Source organism: Serratia sp. Je.1.23.a (assembly GCF_051129805.1).
In the GTDB taxonomy this organism is placed as follows: Bacteria; Pseudomonadota; Gammaproteobacteria; order Enterobacterales; family Enterobacteriaceae; genus Serratia; species Serratia liquefaciens.
In genome coordinates this window covers 1-1,286 of the sequence record NZ_JBCPSR010000023.1, presented here as the reverse complement: position 1 = coordinate 1,286, position 1,286 = coordinate 1, and the positions used below count along the sequence as shown (strand labels likewise).

Annotated in this window: 1 protein-coding gene; it reads left to right on the top strand. The window is 43.6% G+C overall.

The features are described 5' to 3' along the window. Nucleotides 1-56: 56 nt before the first annotated feature. Complete coding sequence (locus tag AAZT04_RS25975; protein ID WP_434682334.1) at nucleotides 57-1,085, top strand: IS110 family transposase; 1,029 nt, start codon at nucleotides 57-59, stop codon at nucleotides 1,083-1,085. The last annotated feature ends 201 nt before the right edge of the window (nucleotides 1,086-1,286 follow it).

Here is a 1,286-nt window from a genome sequence, read left to right as displayed (position 1 = left end):
AACCACATGCTGTAATCTTAATACGATCCCAGTCTGTGATATCTGAGGTGATTGCCATGAAAACTTTCGTTGGACTTGATGTTTCCCAGAAGAAAACAAGCATCTGCGTTATTGACCATAACGGTAATAAAATTCGGATGGTTAACGTCGATACGCATCCTGGTGTTATAGCTGATTATCTCTTTTCTGAAGGATTTGATAAGTCGAAAGTGGGTCTGGAGACAGGGCCGCTTTGCGTCTGGCTTTACCATTCTCTCAGGAATTTTGGTCTGGACGTTGACTGTATCCACGCACGACATGTTCATGCGGCTTTATCTATGCAGTTAAATAAAACCGATCAAAATGATGCTTTTGGTATAGCAAGACTGGTTCTTTCCGGCTGGTACAAGCCAGTACATGTCAAAAGTCTTCAATGCCATCAACAACGACTCATTCTTACCAGCCGGGAAAAATTGGTCCAGCTTCGTGTTGCCGTAACGAATCAGATCCGCGGACTTTTGAAAACCTTCGGGGTTGTTCTTCCACCCGGGAAAAATAGTGTTTTTGAACGTGCCGTACTCGAGTCATCACCTTCGCTGGAAACAGTTAAACCTGCAGTTATTATGTTGCTTGATACTTGGGAACATCTTTCCGAGCAAATAAGAAAATTTAACTACATGCTAGAAAAATTAGCCCGAAAAGATCCGGTTTGCCAGATATTGCAATCTATTCCGGGTGTGGGTGTTCTGACAGCATTAAGTTTTAAAACGTCAATTGACGACCCCTCTCGCTTCAGACGGGTCAGCGATGCAGGAGCTTTCCTCGGATTAACGCCCAAAAAGTATCAATCCGGCGAAGTTGACAGAAATGGGGGAATCTCAAAGCAGGGAAACAGAATGACACGCATGCTTATCTACGAAGCAGCATCCTGCCTGTTAACGCGTTATGGTACTGATACAAGCTTGGCAATATGGGCAAATGGACTCCGACGCAGGATGGGTTACAAGAAGGTTATTGTTGCCCTGGCTCGAAAACTGACGACATTGATGTTAAGTATGTGGAAATCAGAGACATTTTATAATGAACGTCTTAAAGCGGTAAATTAAAGAACGAAAAGTCATAATCAAATCAGATTGAGCTCGTCGTACACTTCAATTCCGGGACACGCTTTGCAGGGCAATACCCCTGCGGGAATCACATAGGAATGAAGACGACGTCTGGCAACATGTTGTAGCATCTAAAAAATGACTACGAAGACGACAAAGACCCCATCTGATCCAGATATTGACTGATTAGACGACAAACGT

Coding starts and splice junctions, on each gene's coding strand:
- AAZT04_RS25975 (WP_434682334.1), top strand. CDS start 57: ATGAAAACTTTCGTTGGACTTGATGTTTCCCAGAAGAAAACAAGCATC.